The sequence below is a fragment of the Achromobacter agilis genome, assembly GCF_900496965.1.
Taxonomy (GTDB): domain Bacteria; phylum Pseudomonadota; class Gammaproteobacteria; order Burkholderiales; family Burkholderiaceae_B; genus Achromobacter; species Achromobacter agilis.
In genome coordinates, this window is record NZ_UFQB01000002.1 from 47,380 (window position 1) to 61,685 (window position 14,306).

Consider the following 14,306-nt stretch of genomic DNA (forward strand, 5'->3'; position numbering starts at 1 on the left):
TGATTCGCGGATTATGCCGTTGACGGTATTGACCCTGCCCCTGATTTTCGGTTGAATCTCCCGGATACGCATAAGGAGCGGTGGGAACAATGGGTCATCTGGTTTTATTGCTGCTAGGCGTCGAATATCTGCGCAAGCGCGCCCGCGGTCTGGCGATCGTGGGCTGGATATTCCTGATCGCGGGCGTGGTGATTTTTATCGACGCGCTGGATGGGGTGATTCATTTTCCGCTGAAGTTCTTTGCCGCGCTACTGGTGCTCGAGGGCCTGGCAACGCTCATGATCGCCAAGTCCGGCGTGGGCGGGCAGCGGGTACTGCGCTATACCAAAGGCATTATGGTGGTGGCCGCTGGCGCCCTGGTGCTGGCCGGCCAGCATCACGGACATTTCGTGCTGTCCATGATTTTCGGCGTGCTGTTTCTGCTGGATGGGCTGATGCAATGTTCCGCCGCCTATGTGGTGCGCTATGAACGCTGGCGCTATGTGTTTGCCTCGGGCGTCGCCGAAATACTGCTGGCCATTTTCTTTTTCCAGCCCTATCCCACGTATTACGTCGGCACCCTGCCATACGCCCTGGGCCTGTTCCTGGCGTTTTCGGGGCTCAAGCTCCTGGCCCTGGCCTACCGGGTCCGCCGCCTGGACTCCAATCCCGCCCTGGACGAAAACCCGCGCCCGGACTTCATGCCCACCCGCGGCAGCGATGCGCCGCAAACGGAATTCGATGGCCCCCCGCTGGAATCGGAACGCGCGCTGACGGTTCACGTCTGGACGCCGTCCGGTTCGGCCAAAACAAAAACGCGCAATTATCCGGTGCTGGACCGCTATATCGCAGCCGTCGACATCAACGGGGTGGTGTCCACCGGCCACGCCGCGATGGAATCGCCCGAAGGCGTGTACATCAGCCTGTATCCCGCGCAGGAAATCGACCACTCTCCCGAACAATTCGGCACGCTGCTGCGCGCCACGCCCGACAACAACGTCCCTGGCGTGTTCCAGCCCGATTACGCCACCGAGTCCAAAGCGTGGTGCCCGTCCACGATGCAGGTGCGTATCCGTAATTACGACGCCGCCAAGCTGCAGGCCTTCTGGGACGAGTACCGCAAGACCACGACCTATAACCTGACGCACCGCAACTGCTCCAGCTCCGTGTCCAACGGGCTGGAAGCGGCGCTGGATGGCGTGGTGGGCCGCCTGCATGGCTCCGAGGCCGGCTGGCGCGTCCTGTTGCGGCTGCTGCTCACGCCGGAACTCTGGGTGGCGGGGCAGATCCGCAAGCGCGCCCTGACCATGGCCTGGACTCCGGGGCTGACGCTGGACTATGCGCGCGCGCTCAGCATGCTGGCCGACCCGCGCCCCTTCGGCTGGTGGAAGGTGTCGCAGCGCGCGCTGCGGCAGATGGCCAGCCTGCGCGCCGGCTGGCGCAAGCAGGACCGCGAGGCGGTAGCCCGCCAGTCCGGCGACGCCTCGTCGCAGAGCGCTCAATGAAGCGCGCGAATAGTGCCCTGGGGCGGCCCGCGATCCGGCTGGATGCGGCGCCATGAACCTGTTTCTGCATGTCGTGATTGGGCTGGCCCTGTTGGCCGCGGCGGGCTGGGGCGCGTTGGCGCTGTGGTTCCAGCCCCCGCTGCGCAACCATGCGCGCGCCCTGCTGCCGGTGGCCTGGCTGACGCTGGCCGCCGCCGCGCTCGTGGGGCTGGCGCTTGGCATATTCCAGGCCGCCTGGCTGTTCGGCGCGCTGCTGGCGGCCCTGGTGCTTTGGTGGCGACTGGGCGTGCGGCCTTCCAACGACCGTCCATGGATGCCCGAGGTGTCCCGCCTGACGCAGGGCACGGTCGACGGCGATCTGCTTACGCTGCGCAATGTGCGCAACTTCAACTGGCGCACCCCAGCCGACTATGACGCACGCTGGGAAACCCGCGTCTACCACCTGTCGCGGCTGGAGTCCGTAGACCTGGCGCTGTCGTACTGGGGCCGGCCCGCCATCGCCCACGCCATGGTGTCCTTCGGCTTCTCCGACGGCCAGCACCTAGTGTATTCGGTGGAAATCCGCCGCAAGCTGAACGACCGGTTCTCGGAGATCGGCGGCTTCTTCAGGCAGTACGAATTGGCCGTGTTGGCGTCGACCGAGGAAGACAGCCTGCGCGTGCGCACCAATGTGCGCGGAGAAGACGGCTATCTGTACCGGGTGCACATGCCCGAGGGCGCCGCCCGCAAGCTGCTGCTGTCCTATGTGGACACGGCCAATCAGCTGATCGCCACGCCCCGCTTCTACAACACCCTGACCGCCAACTGCACCACGATCGTGTACCGGCTGGCGGACCAGATCGTGCCGGGCCTGCCGATGGATTACCGCTTGCTGCTGTCGGGCTATCTGCCGGAATACCTGTACCGGCTGGATGCGCTGGAAGGCGCCGACAGCCCCGAGGCGTACCGGCGCGCGGGCCGCTATACCGAGCGGGCCCGCGCCACCGAAGATGCGGCCGATTATTCGCGCAACATCCGCATCGGCGTGCCGGGCATGTAGCGCCTTGGCGTCTACGCCGCCGACGATTCGCGGCGCAGAAAATCCAGCACCGCCAGGTAAGACCCCTCGTTGCCCGCCGCGTTGGCCGACGGCGTTCCACCCGCGTCCAGCAACAGCCCCGACATGGCGTGCGGCTTGCTGATCAGAGTGGCGGGCAGGTAGGGATAGTGCACATGGTGGCCCGCCCCCATGCAGACATGATGAAACGTCGGCTGGCCGTGCGCGAGGCGCTGCCGCATGACGATTTCCGAGTAGGCCGTGCTGGGCCAGAAGCCGTCGTCGGACGCGCTGATCAGCATGACGGGCCCGGGATAGCGCTCGATCGGGATGCGGGCGCGCTCGAAGGCCGCGCTGTCGCGCGTGGCGCTGAGGAAGGCGTGCGTCTGGCGGTACGGCGGCTCCGAGGCGTAGGCCGCTTCCCAATCGGCGCTGGCGTTGTCCTGCCACAGATGCGGCAGCGGCTCGCCGGCCTTGGTCCACACCTGGGCGTTGCGGCCGGTGCCGGGCGAGCCTGCGCTGACGACGCCATGCATGACAGGCGACGGCACATAGGCAATCACGGCGCTGACCAACTCGGGATAATGCGCCGCCACCAGCAGCGAGGTCTCGCCTCCCCGGCTGATGCCGGAAAGCGCCACGAAGCCGTCGCGCGGCGCGAGTTCGGCGCGGGCCCAGCGCAAGGCCTGCTCGAAGTACTCCAGCGGCATGTCGTTCAGGTACTTGGGCCGGCCGTCGTAGTTGAAGATGGCCAGCGCCAGGCATTGGTAGCCGCGAGCCGCGAAGAGCGCGGCCCGCGGGGCGTTGACGCCGCCGGAGGACCCGTTCATGTAGATCACGAGCGGATGCGGGCCGGGGCCGGCCGGCGTATAGAGTTCGCCGGACAGCGTCATGCCCCCGGCCTGTTCGCGCACGGCGCGATGGGTCACGCCTTCGGCCAGGAATTCCTGCACCAGGCGCGCGGTGGCGGTATGGCGGCCGTCGGTGGCTTCGATGTCGATGACCAGGGGCTCCGTGCGGTCCGGCGGGAACACCACGCGGTCCATGTCGCAGCAGACCATGGACCAGACGAGGCCCATGGCGGAGGGCTCGGCGTAGCTGCCCGACACCGGGCAATCGCGCGACAGGTCCAGGCTGCCGTCATGGCCGGCGATGAACACGGCCCGCGAGCGCCACGGGGCGCCGCACATCTGCATATTGGCGGTCACGGTGACGAAGGCATAGGCGGGAAATCCGTCGATGCGGATGTCGCGCGCCACGTCGACCAGGGCGTATTCGGGGCTGACGACGATGCGGGGCGGTTCAGCCACGGCGGCTCCTTGGGGCGTGTTCACGTTAGCTCTTCAGATCGGTCTTGGGCACGCCATTGGCCTTGATGACCTGGGCCCACATGGCGGACTCTTCGGCGATGACCCGGTCCAGGTCGGCCGACGAGGTGAATTCGACCGCCACGCCCTGGTCCGCGAACTGCTGCACCAGGCCGGGGTCGCGCGTGCCTTCGCGCACGGCACTCTCCAGCGTCTTGACCACGGGCGCCGGCATGGCGGCCGGACCCGAAATCATCATGCGGGTATAGAGTTCGAAGCCGTCCACGCCGGCTTCCTTCATGGTGGGCACGTCGGGCAGGCTGGACAGCCGCTTGTCGGACGTGACTGCCAGCGCCTGCAGCTTGCCCGACTTGATGTTGGGCAGCGCCGAGGTCGGAAAATCGAAGGTGCTTTGCACGGTGCCCGCCATAAGATCCAGCAGCGCCGGGCCGCTGCCCTTGTATGGCACATCCTGGAACTGCGTCCCGGTCTTCGACTGGAAATGCAGCAGCGCCAGGTGATTGATCACGCCGCGCCCCGCGTGCGCGCAGGTGATGTCGCCCGGCTTCTTCTTGGCCAGGGCGATGAACTCCTGCACGTTCTTCACGCCCAGCTCGGGATGCACGATGAGCAGCATGGGCGACTTGCCCATCGACCCCAGTTGCTTGAAGTCCGACTGCTGGTAAGGCAGGTTGTTGTAGAGCAAGGGGTTCAGGATCATGCCGTTGGTGCCCGCGAAGCCCAGCGTGTAACCGTCCGGCTCGGCGCGCGCCACGGCCACCGTGGCGATGATGGCCTGGCCGCCCGGGCGGTTTTCCACGACGACGCTCTGCTTCAGCGTCTTGCCCATGCGTTCGGCCAGGGCCCGCGCCGCGATGTCGGTCAGCCCGCCCGGCGCGAAGCCCACCAGCAAGCGCACGGGCCGTGTTGGAAACGTGTTCTGCGCCCAGGCCGGGCGTGAGATCAGGGGCAGCGCGGCAAGCGCGCCCAGGGCATGGCGGCGAGTGAATCGCATACGGTTCTCCAGGCAAGGAAAACGTATGTTGTATGCAATACAGGGGATAAACCATCTAGGGATATCCCGATATCCCTAGGGCGCCGCCGCAACGACGAATCCGAAAAACGGTATTTGGTATGCGATCCAGCCCGGCTACGGCTTGGCCATGAGCTTCTTCCACCCTTCCAGGCCCAGCCGCTGCATCGTGTCGATGTTCTTCTCGTAGATCTCGGCGGCGTCGGGGAAGGATTCCACGGCTCGGTCGATGCTGTCTTCGCGCAACAGGTGCAGGATGGGGTACGGCGAACGGTTCGTGTAGTTGGAGATATCGTCCGGCGCGGTGTCCGCGAACTGGAATTGCGGGTGGAAAGTCGCAACCTGCAGCTCGCCCACCAGGCGCATGCGCTTGAGCAGCCGGTCCGACAGGTCCTCGAAATCGTTGAACTCCAGGAAGTCGTCCAGCGCGTCGGGAAGGATCAGCAACGTCGTGTCGATCTGCTCGGGATCGGTTTGCGCCAGCAGCGCCAGCTCGTCCTGCAGGTCGGTCAACACGCCTTCGGCATCGGTCGCGTCGCTGACGGCAAAGCGGATCTGGTCTTTGACCTGCACCGCCTTGGCGAAAGGACAGAGGTTCAGGCCGATGACGGCCTTGGTCAGCCAGTCGCGGGTTTCGGCAACCACGTTGGCGTAGGCGTCGGAAGTGGAAATCATCTGGAATCCTGAAAAAGAAAAGCGCGAGCTGGCGCAGCCCGCGCTTTGAATGGTTTGCCGCCGCTCAGGCGGCCGGCATGGCGGCCATGGTTTGCGCCACGGCGGCAGTCAGCTTCTTGCCGTACGGCACGTGCAGGAATTCATTGGGGCCGTGGGCGTTGGACTTGGGGCCCAACACGCCGCAGACCATGAACTGGGCCTTGGGGAAGCCCTTCTGCAGAATGCTCATGAGCGGAATGGTGCCGCCCTGGCCGATATAGCCGCAGGGCGAGCCGTAGTATTGCTGGGAGGCGGCGTCCAGCGCCTGGGTCAGCCACTGCTCGGACGCCGGGGCGTTCCAGCCGGTGGCCGCGCCTTCGTTGGCCTTGAAAATGACCTTGGCGTTGTAGGGCGCGTCGGCTTCCAGCAGCGCCTTGATTTCCTGCGAGGCGGCCACGGCGTCCACCAGCGGCGGCAGGCGCAGCGACAGCTTGAAAGCGGTGCGCGGGCGCAGCACGTTGCCGGCGCTGGACAGCGGCGGCAGGCCTTCGGCGCCAGTAACGGACAGGGTCGGACGCCAGGTGCGGTTCAGCAGGGCTTCTTCGGGTTCGGTCGTCATGGGCAGCACGAAGCCGCCTTCGGCGCCGCAGCTCCAGGGGAAACGGCGCCAGACCTCGTCGCCCAGGATGCGGGCGGTGGCATGCACCTGTTCGATGCGGTCGGCGGGGATGGCGCAATGCAGGCTTTGCGGCAGCAGGCGGCCGGTGGCGCTGTCTTCCAGGCGGTCCAGCAGATGGCGCAGGATGCGGAACGACGACGGCACGACGCCGCTGGAGTCGCCCGAGTGCACGCCTTCGTCCAGCACCTGGACTTCCAGCGTGCCCGCCACCATGCCGCGCAGCGAGGTCGTCATCCACAGCTGGTCGTAGTTGCCCGCGCCCGAATCCAGGCACACCACCAGCGCCACGTTGCCCAGGCGGTCGCGCAGCGCGTCCACATAGGGCAGCAGGTCGTAGCTGCCGGACTCTTCACAGGTTTCGACGATGCCCACGCAACGCGGACGCGGAATGCCCTGCTTGTCCAGCGCCATGATGGCGGTGAGCGAGGCGTACACGGCGTAGCCGTCGTCCGCGCCGCCGCGGCCGTACAGCTTGCCGTCTTCGTACTTGGGCGTCCACGGGCCCAGGCCGGCGCGCCAACCGGAGAACTCGGGCTGTTTGTCCAGGTGGCCGTACAGCAGCACCGTATCGCCGTTGTCGCTGCGGGTGGCGGGCGCGTCGAAGAAGATGACGGGCGTGCGGCCCGGCAGGCGCACCACTTCCAGCGTCAGGCCCGAGACCTTCTGCGCCTCGACCCACTGCGCCGCGTCGCGCACCACGCGTTCGATGAACGCATTCTTTTCCCAGTCGGCGTCAAAGGCCGGGCTCTTGGCGGGAATGGCGATGTAGTCGGTCAGCGCCGGGATGATCTCGTTGTCCCACTTGTCGTCCACAAAAGCCTGCAGAGCCTTCGGATCGAGAGTGGGAGGAAGAGCGTCTTCGGGGATGCGTGCGTTCATGGCGCGGGATCCTGTGCGGGTGGGATGGGCAAACCGCTATTTTATGCCTGCGCGCCGGAGCCGGCATCTTTTGTCCCTGATTGTTTTTTTGGGGGGGGGTGGTAGTGTCTGACACCCGTACGCAATGCCCGTCCCGCTGAAGCCGGCCTTCCCGGGTGTCTGACACCCGCAAAAAGAACACAACGCTTCGGTGTCAGACACCCGGCGGCACAGCCGCTAGCCACAGGCCGTCTCGTATGGGTGTCAGACACTGACTGGTTTGTGTCTGACACCCGTACGCAATGCCCGTCCCGCCGAAGCCGGCCTTCCCGGGTGTCTGACACTCGCAGAAAGAACACAACGCTTCGGTGTCTGACACCCGGTGCCGCCTCAGCAAGCCACAGGCCTTCTCGTACGGGTGTCAGACACTGACTGGTTTGTGTCTGACACCCGTACGCAATGCCCGTCCCGCCGAAGCCGGCCTTCCCGGGTGTCTGACACCCGCAAAAAGAACACAACGCTTCGGTGTCTGACACCCGGCGCCGCCTCAGCAAGCCACAGGCCTTCTCGTACGGGTGTCAGACACTGGGACACCCGGCACTGGCTGGAGAGCGTGTCGGACACCGGCTGCAATCAAGCCCCGATCAGCGCGGGTTCCCCGGCACGCTGGCCCAGGGCGGGCGCTTCCGCGTCGATCACCTGGCCGGCCTGCAGCTTGAACACCGCCACGGCTTCGCGCAGGCGCTGCGCCTGGGTTTCCAGCGATGCCGCCGAAGCCGCGGCCTGCTCGACCAGCGCCGCGTTCTGCTGCGTCACGCTGTCCATCTGCGACACGGCCTGATTCACCTGCTGGATCCCTTGCGACTGCTCTTCCGACGCGCTGGAGATCTCGTTGATGATGTCCGTCACGCGGCGCACCGACGTCACGATCTCCTGCATGGTGGCGCCGGCGGCCTCCACCTGGTCGGAACCGACCGACACCTTCTGCACCGAGTCGTCGATCAAGCCCTTGATTTCCTTGGCGGCGGCGGCGCTGCGCTGGGCCAGGGCGCGCACTTCGCTGGCCACGACCGCGAAACCCTTGCCCTGCTCGCCCGCGCGCGCCGCTTCCACGGCGGCGTTCAGCGCCAGGATGTTGGTCTGGAAGGCGATGCCGTCGATCACGCCGACGATGTCGGCGATGCGGTTGGAGCTGTCGGCGATGCCGCGCATCGTGCCGACCACGTCGCCCACCGCCCGGCCGCCCCGCGTGGCCACTTCGGAAGCGGCCATCGCCAGCTCCGACGCACTGCGCGAGCTTTCGGCGTTGTTGCGCACCGTGGACGACAGCTCGTCCATGCTGGCGGCGGTTTCTTCCAGGGACGCCGCCTGCTGCTCGGTCCGGGAGGACAGGTCGATGTTGCCCGCGGCGATCTCGCGCGAGCCGGTGTGGATCTCTTCGACGCCCAGGCGCACGGCCGACACGGTGCGGGCCAGGCTGTCCTGCATGCGCTTGACGGCGCCGTACAGCACGCCGATTTCATTGTTGCCGCGCTGCTCGATGCGGTTGGTCAGGTCGCCGGCGGCGATGCGGTCGAACAAGCGGCCGGCCTCGTGCAGCGGACGGAAGACCGAGCGCGCGAACACGGCGTACAGCCCCACCACCAGGACACCCACGACGATCAGCAGGCCGACCAGCAGCGCGATCGCGCCGTTGATGCTGGTGGAGGCGTCGCGGGCCACGCGCTGGCCGACCTCGTCGGCGTAATCCACGTACTTCTGGATGCCGGCGGTGAAAGTCAGGCCCAGCGGCGTGACTTTTTCGAGATTCAGGCGGCCGGCTTCCTGCGCATTGCCGGCGCGGATGGCGGCAATCATGGGGACGATGGCGTCGCGGTGGTAGACGTCATAGGCCGCCAGCGCGGCGTCGAACAGCGGCTTGCCTTCGGCCGAGGTCTCGGGCGTCTGGCGCGCCGTCTGGATCATGTCGGCGGCCTTCTTGGTATAGCCGTCCAGGCGCTGCATGCTGGCCAGGTTGTCGATGCGCTTGCCTTCCATCAGCGCCGTCTGCGCCGCCAGCAGCACCAGCCGGGCGCGCAGCAGTTCGGAGCCCGCGCCGTCCACGGCGTTGGCGCGTACCAGATTGGTGTCCAGCAGCAGCTCGATCGAGCTGCGGTTGGAAGTGAGCTGCTGGTGGACCGCGATGCCGGTTGCCAGGAAAAGCGTGAAGAAAACGACTAAAGCGGTCGTCAAGACCGCGCGGATACTTAAATTCTTGAACATGGGGGGCACTCCGGGGGTTGCGTAAAGCTCCCCCCTATAACGGCGCGCTGCAATGAAAAGTTAAATATCTCATTGAGTTACACGCCGTTATCCGCCCCCCTTTTCAGGCCGGCTTCCAGCCCTCCGGCACGCGCGGCTTCTCGATCTGGGCGAAGTGGCAGATGGCGTCGGCGATGCCGGAGAAGTCGATTCCGCCGAACTGCCCCGCCCGGGCCAGGCTGAACGATTCGTGCACGGCCGCCGCCACCGGCATCGGCACCCTGGCCGCATGCGCCGCGCCAACAATCAGGGACATATCCTTATGGGCCAGGTCGATGGTGAAGCCCGGCGTGGTGTCGCCGACCAGCACCTTGTTGGGGAAGTTCATCCGCAGCTGGCCGTTGGAGGCGGACGTGCCGTACAGCACCTGCAGGGTTTTGGTAATGTCCAGCCCGAAGCGCTGCGACAGCGCCAGCGCCTCGGCGTTGACCTGGCACAGCGTGACCGCCACATAGTTGTTGACCAGCTTGGTGCGGCCGCCCGCCCCCACCGGGCCGCAGTGGTAGGTGGTCGTGCCCATGGCGTCCAGCAGCGGCTTGACCCGGGCGAAGTCGGCGTCGCTCGCCCCCACCATGAACAGCGATTCGCCCCGGTCGGCGTGTTCGGCCAGGCGTCCGACGGGCGCGTCCACCACCGTCATGCCATGCGCCAGCGCCTGCTCCTGCAGGCGGTCGGTCGCCAGCGGGTCGATGGTGCTCATGTCCATCAGCAGGCTGCCGCGGACCGCGCTCTCGAAGATCCCGCCGCCGCCCAGGGCGACCTGCTCGACCTCCTTGGACGAAGGCAGCATCGTCACGATGATGCCGCAGCGTTGCGCCACGTCGGCCACATCCTTGCCCAGCGCCGCCCCCGCTACGGCCAGTTCTTCCATGGCCTGCTTGTTGATGTCCAGGACCACGAGTTCGAACCCCGCCTTGCGCAGGTTCAGCGCCATGGGCTTGCCCATGCGCCCCAAACCGATGAAACCGATCTTTTCCATGCCTGTCTCCTCTCGTGCCGGCAATCGAGCGCCGGCGATGTGGCGCGATTGATCAATAGCCGATGTAGGCGGTCTTTGTGGAGGTGTAGAAATCCACGGCATAGCGTCCCTGTTCGCGGGGGCCGAAGCTGGACGCCTTCACGCCGCCGAACGGCACGTGATAATCCAGGCCCGCGGTGGGCAGGTTCACCATCGTCAGGCCGCTGCGCACGTTCAGCCGGAAGTGGTTGGCGAACTTGAGCGAGGTGGTGCAGATCCCCGACGACAGCCCGAAGGGCGTATCGTTGGCGACCTCCAGGGCCTCGTCGTATCCCGACACCCGGATCACCGCGGCCACCGGGCCGAAGATCTCCTCGCGGTTGATGCGCATGGCGTTGCTGCTTTCCGTGAACAGGGTCGGACGCAGGAAGTGGCCCGCGGTGGACGCCTCGGCGCGCTTGCCGCCTTCGGCCAGGGTGGCGCCTTCGGCGCGGCCCAGCTCGATATAGCCCAGGATCTTTTCCAGCTGGGCGGCATTGATGACCGGGCCGATCTGGGTGCCGGCCGTGCGGGGGTCGCCCACCGTCAACTTGCGCATCCGGTCCGTCAGCGCCTGCACGAAGCGGTCGTGGATGCCGTCGGCCACGATCAGCCGGCTGGAAGCCGTGCAGCGCTGGCCCGCCGAATAGAAGGCGCCGTTCAGTGCGCATTCCACGGCCACGTCCAGGTCTGCATCGTCCAGCACCACCAGGGGATTCTTGCCACCCATCTCCAGTTGCACCCGTATCATGCGCTCGGAGGCCCCGGCGGCGATCTTGCGGCCGGTGGCGACGCTGCCCGTGAAGCTCACCGCGTCCACGCCGTCGAGCAGCGCCCGGCCCGCCGCCGCGCCTTCGCCGTTGACCAGGTTGGCCACGCCCGCCGGCAGGCCCGCCCGCTCCAGGATGGCGAAGAGTTCCCAGGCCGCGCCGGGGGTGTGTTCGGACGGCTTGAGCACGAGGGTGTTGCCGAAAGCCAGGGCCGGCGCCATCTTCCAGGCCGGAATCGCGATAGGGAAATTCCAGGGCGTGATCATCGACACCACGCCGACCGGATGCCGGCTGATCTGCACGCCGATGTCCGGACGCACGGACGGCAGGTTCTCGCCGCCGTAGCGCACCGCCTCGCCGGCGAAGAACTGGAATATCTGGCCGGCGCGCATGACCTCGCCGATCCCCTCGGCCTGCGTCTTGCCGGCCTCGCGCGATACCAGGGCGCCAAGCTCTTCCTTGCGCGCCAGGATTTCATTGGCGGCGCGGAACAGGATGTCGCTGCGCAGCTGCGTGGTGCTGCGTTCCCAGCCGGGCGCGGCCGCGCGGGCGGCTTGCACCGCCTGCCGCATCTGCGCCTCGTCCGCGCACGCGTACTGGCCGATCACGTCCTGGGGGTCCGCCGGGTTGAGGTTCTCCAGCGCGGTGCCGCCTTCCACCCATGCGCCGCCGATGTAGTTCGCTTTCTGCGTCACTGTCTGCTCCTGGTCATGAATCGTTGATTGATCATGCGTGGCCGCCCTTGCCCTTGCCCAGCACCGCCTCGCGGAAGCGCGAGCGCAGGTAGGGGCCGTCGCGCGATGGCAGGCTGCCGGGCTCCGGCGCCGAAGACACTTTTAACACCAGGCACTGCAGCCCGGGCTGGCTCAGGCCGGGGATCCGGTCGGCCAGTTCGGCCTCGTCGCGCAGCGTGGCCGAGTCCGCGATGCCGCAGGCGCGCGCCACCCCGGCGATGTCGACGCCGCGCCCGGAGTGCGCGGCCTGCATGCCCGTTTCGCCATAGTGCTCGTTGTCGATCACGATGATTTTCAGGTTCGACGGCGCGCGCACGCCGATCGTCGCGAGCGCCCCCAGTCCCATCATCATTTCGCCGTCGCCGACGAAGGCCAGCACCTGGCGCGCCGGTTGCGCCAGCGCCAGGCCGAACGCCACCATGCAACCTCCGCCCATCGCGCCCCACACATAGAAATTGCGGTCGTCGTCTCCCGCGGCCGAGGTGTCATACGTGGGATTGCCCAGGCTGGCCACCACCAGGGCGTCGCCTCGCTTTTCGAGTATCCGGGCCACCGCCGCCCGCCGGTTCATCGTCGCTGTCGCGTTCATATCGTTGCCCGTCCTACTTGCTGAAGTTCTTGATGCCCAGGATGCGCTGGGCAATCACCACGGCGACCGGCCGGTTCGAGTTGAACGCGAGCAGGCTGGCGGCGCGCACCGTTTCGGGCACGTCGTCGCCCTGCTCCACCCGCTGCACGTACACGCCGGCGCCGCGCAGCGCGGCCTCGGCGGACTGGCCCATGGGGCATTGCCACGGATTGAATTCCCCCCATTCGCCGCGCATGGTGACCAGGCAGAGGAACGGCATGCGGCATTCCTGTATCAGCGCCAGCATGTTGATGCAGTTGCCGACGCCGCTGGACTGCATCAGCAGCACGCCCTTGGCGCCGCCGAGCCAGGCGCCGCCCAGCATGGCCACACCCTCTTCTTCCGTGGTGAGGGATACCGCCTCCACCTCGGGATCCGCCTCGAACAGCTTGATCAGCTGGCTATGCCCCGCATCGGGCACGTACGCCATCTGCGTAATCCCGGCCTCTTTCAAGTTTCGATAGACCAACTCGGGCCAACTCTCTGCCATGATTCCCTGCCTTTGGTGTGTGGATGAAGTTCAGATCTTCGCCTTGAGCTTGCAGACGCCCGGCTTGGTCGGCGCGTAGGCCTCTTCGCCCGGGATCGTGGCTACCTTCTGGTAGTAGTCCCACTCGCCCTTGGAAGCCGACGGCGTCTTGACCTGCATCAGGTACATGTCGTGGACCATGGCGCCGTCGGCCCGGATGTACCCCTTGGTGAACATGTCGTCGATCTGCATGGACTTCAGCGCGTTCATGACCGCGTCCGCGTCCGTGGTGCCGGCGCGCTCCACCGCTTTCAGGTAGGTCGTGGCGGCGGAATAGTCGCCGGCCTGGAAAGTCGTCGGCATTTTCTTGTTGCGTTCGTAGAAGCGCTTGCTGAATTCACGCGAACGCTCGTCCAGGTCCCAGTACCAGCCGTCGGTGAGGTACATGCCGCCCGTGGTGTCGAGGCCCAGGCTGTGGATATCGGTGATGAACACCATCAGGCCAGCCAGGCGCATCTTGTCGCTGACGCCGAACTCCTTGGCCGTCTTGATCGAATTGATCAGGTCTCCGCCCCCGTTGGCCAACCCCAGCACCTGCGCCTTGGAGGCCTGCGCCTTCATCAGGTAGGACGAAAAATCCGAGGTGTTCAGCGGATGCCGCGTGGAGCCCGAGACCGAGCCGCCGCTGGCCTGGACCACGTCCATGCTGGCCTTTTCCAGCGAATAGCCGAATGCGTAGTCGGCGGTCAGCATGAACCAGCTCTTGCCGCCCTGCTGGACCATGGCCGCCGCCGTGCCGCGGGCCTGCGCCGACGTGGAATAGGTGTAGCGCACCGTGTAGGGCGTGCAGGCTTCCTCGGTCAGGCTGTCGGCGCCCGCGCCGGCGCTGATGAAGACTTTTTTCTTCTCGGCGGCGATCGTGCTGATGGCAAGCGAGGCCGACGAATTCGAACCGCCGATCACCAGGTCCACCTTGTCCTGGTCCCACCACTGGCGCGCGCGGTTCGACGCGATGTCGGCCCGGTTTTGATGGTCGGACGACAGGATCTCGATCGGCTTGCCCAGCACCTTGCCGCCGAAATCGGCAACCGCCATGCGGATGGCGTCCAGCCCGCCCGCGCCATCGAAGTCCGAATACGGCCCGCTCATGTCGGTGACAAAGGCGATCTTCACCTTGTCGCTCTGCGCGGACGCGCCTCCCGCCCCGCACATGCCGACTACCGCCAACGCGACGGCACCTAACACTTTCGTCCTGGTCTCCACGTCTTGTCTCCTCGCTGTGTCGGCTTTGCCGCAGGATCGCCAAAGCCATCTCTATTTTTAATAATATATTCACATACGATCTATTTTGATCAT

Annotated in this window: 12 protein-coding genes; 2 read left to right on the forward strand and 10 right to left on the reverse strand. The window is 66.3% G+C overall.

What is annotated here, in order from left to right:
* Positions 1 to 89 precede the first annotated feature (89 nt).
* Together AGI3411_RS02445 and AGI3411_RS02450 are read left to right on the forward strand one after the other, a co-directional pair.
* On the forward strand, positions 90 to 1,484 hold the full coding sequence (locus AGI3411_RS02445; protein WP_129525833.1) for an HdeD family acid-resistance protein: 1,395 nt from the start codon (positions 90 to 92) through the stop codon (positions 1,482 to 1,484).
* Positions 1,485 to 1,536: 52 nt separating this feature from the next.
* Positions 1,537 to 2,523: an Lnb N-terminal periplasmic domain-containing protein gene (locus AGI3411_RS02450; RefSeq protein WP_129525834.1), complete on the forward strand. Its 987-nt coding sequence runs from the start codon at positions 1,537 to 1,539 to the stop codon at positions 2,521 to 2,523.
* 11 nt (positions 2,524 to 2,534) lie between these two features.
* On the opposite strand, the gene AGI3411_RS02455 is transcribed toward AGI3411_RS02450, so the two are convergent.
* From AGI3411_RS02455 to AGI3411_RS02500, 10 genes are all read right to left on the reverse strand, one after another.
* The gene (locus AGI3411_RS02455) at positions 2,535 to 3,830 is read right to left on the reverse strand and encodes an acyl-CoA thioester hydrolase/BAAT C-terminal domain-containing protein (protein WP_129525835.1); all 1,296 of its coding nucleotides are present in this window, start codon (positions 3,828 to 3,830) and stop codon (positions 2,535 to 2,537) included.
* A 25-nt stretch (positions 3,831 to 3,855) separates the two neighbouring features.
* Complete coding sequence (locus AGI3411_RS02460; RefSeq protein WP_129525836.1) at positions 3,856 to 4,842, reverse strand: Bug family tripartite tricarboxylate transporter substrate binding protein; 987 nt, start codon at positions 4,840 to 4,842, stop codon at positions 3,856 to 3,858.
* 135 nt (positions 4,843 to 4,977) lie between these two features.
* On the reverse strand, positions 4,978 to 5,535 hold the full coding sequence (locus AGI3411_RS02465) for a DUF1415 domain-containing protein (RefSeq protein WP_129525837.1): 558 nt from the start codon (positions 5,533 to 5,535) through the stop codon (positions 4,978 to 4,980).
* Positions 5,536 to 5,599: 64 nt separating this feature from the next.
* On the reverse strand, positions 5,600 to 7,072 hold the full coding sequence (locus AGI3411_RS02470; protein ID WP_129525838.1) for a M20 family metallopeptidase: 1,473 nt from the start codon (positions 7,070 to 7,072) through the stop codon (positions 5,600 to 5,602).
* A gap of 612 nt (positions 7,073 to 7,684) precedes the next feature.
* On the reverse strand, positions 7,685 to 9,313 hold the full coding sequence (locus AGI3411_RS02475) for a methyl-accepting chemotaxis protein (protein WP_129525839.1): 1,629 nt from the start codon (positions 9,311 to 9,313) through the stop codon (positions 7,685 to 7,687).
* Positions 9,314 to 9,416: 103 nt separating this feature from the next.
* Positions 9,417 to 10,331: an NAD(P)-dependent oxidoreductase gene (locus AGI3411_RS02480; protein WP_129525840.1), complete on the reverse strand. Its 915-nt coding sequence runs from the start codon at positions 10,329 to 10,331 to the stop codon at positions 9,417 to 9,419.
* 52 nt (positions 10,332 to 10,383) lie between these two features.
* Positions 10,384 to 11,814: an aldehyde dehydrogenase family protein gene (locus AGI3411_RS02485; RefSeq protein WP_129525841.1), complete on the reverse strand. Its 1,431-nt coding sequence runs from the start codon at positions 11,812 to 11,814 to the stop codon at positions 10,384 to 10,386.
* Between the two features lie 31 nt (positions 11,815 to 11,845).
* Positions 11,846 to 12,442: a thiamine pyrophosphate-dependent enzyme gene (locus AGI3411_RS02490; RefSeq protein WP_129525842.1), complete on the reverse strand. Its 597-nt coding sequence runs from the start codon at positions 12,440 to 12,442 to the stop codon at positions 11,846 to 11,848.
* 13 nt (positions 12,443 to 12,455) lie between these two features.
* The gene (locus AGI3411_RS02495; protein ID WP_129525843.1) at positions 12,456 to 12,971 is read right to left on the reverse strand and encodes a thiamine pyrophosphate-binding protein; all 516 of its coding nucleotides are present in this window, start codon (positions 12,969 to 12,971) and stop codon (positions 12,456 to 12,458) included.
* A 30-nt stretch (positions 12,972 to 13,001) separates the two neighbouring features.
* A complete protein-coding gene (locus AGI3411_RS02500; RefSeq protein ID WP_129526120.1) occupies positions 13,002 to 14,162 on the reverse strand; it encodes an ABC transporter substrate-binding protein in 1,161 nt (386 codons plus the stop codon).
* Positions 14,163 to 14,306: the final 144 nt, after the last annotated feature.